The 964-nt window shown below is 54.8% G+C and carries 2 protein-coding genes; both read right to left on the bottom strand.

All coding sequences use genetic code 11. From position 1 onward, the window contains the following. Positions 1-121: 121 nt before the first annotated feature. Positions 122-496: a hypothetical protein gene (locus tag IVA82_RS24325; protein WP_247380708.1), complete on the bottom strand. Its 375-nt coding sequence runs from the start codon at positions 494-496 to the stop codon at positions 122-124. A gap of 28 nt (positions 497-524) precedes the next feature. Further along, positions 525-964 (bottom strand): hypothetical protein (locus IVA82_RS24320; protein ID WP_247493591.1); only part of this gene is annotated, 440 nt, incomplete at its 5' end.

Raw genomic sequence — 964 nt, 5'->3', positions numbered from 1 at the left:
TGGTGATCCCGGGACTGGGGCCGTCGCTGCGTGTGATGGGCACTCCGCGACGGCCCCAGTCCCTCCGATCCTGCGAGCAATGACGCAACCTCGGACCGGCCGACAGTCGGAGCTACATCCGTCAAGCGAAAGTAACATCCTCAGATGAGGCAATACGCGATGGCACGTTCCCGCGCCGATTCAACCGACCAACTTCATTGTTTCCATCGCCATCGAAATCGTGAGGATCGAAGAGTGGTGCTAGCTTGCCGACCTCACCACGTTCGATCTGCCTGATGCCGCGATGCGAGTATCCCTTTAATTTTTCATACAGGCTTGCCTCATAGACATCACTTGAGTGTCTAAATCCATCGAGCTCTCTCGTCCCAAAACGGCAAGAGGTTTTGCGTAGATCGTCAAGTTGAATTTGATAATCATCTGAACGCCGCTTATCCAATTTCCGCACGGAGCCAAACCACGTGATTCCGTGTCCGCCATCCTCTTCAAGGAGCCACACGAAGACTCGATCCCCCACAGAGATATTCTCACCCTGCATTTTTGCGACCGGGCGCGTGTGAAGAGAGAGCAGTTTGCCACTTAGCTCCGACGAGATCGGTCTTGATAACAAAAGCTCGTTGGTCTTCGTTTTGCTCGTAGTATTCCCGCCAAACTGGCGGCGGGTCCGGAACAACAAACGTTTCGATTCCATCGTCTTGCCATTCGATGCGACGCGCGATCTTCCTTTCCGCCGTCTCAAATACGATGCGTGTGACGCCCGGCCAGATCGATTCTGGGTCGTTATCGCTCAGCCGGTAAGTGAGCGTCGCGGTGTTTCCTTCGACCCGAATTGTAGAGTTGACGGCAAAGGTTGATCCATTCGGCTTCCGAGCTATGCAGGAAAGTGGGTGATGACGGAATGAGATAGGCGGCGTATCGAGGCGGGTGTCGAGCCTGCCAGAACCTCTCAAGGAGAGCGATACGCCAT

This window comes from Bradyrhizobium sp. 142, from assembly GCF_023074015.1.
Taxonomy (GTDB): Bacteria; Pseudomonadota; Alphaproteobacteria; order Rhizobiales; family Xanthobacteraceae; genus Bradyrhizobium.
This window is presented reverse-complemented; position numbering and strand designations above follow the sequence as displayed.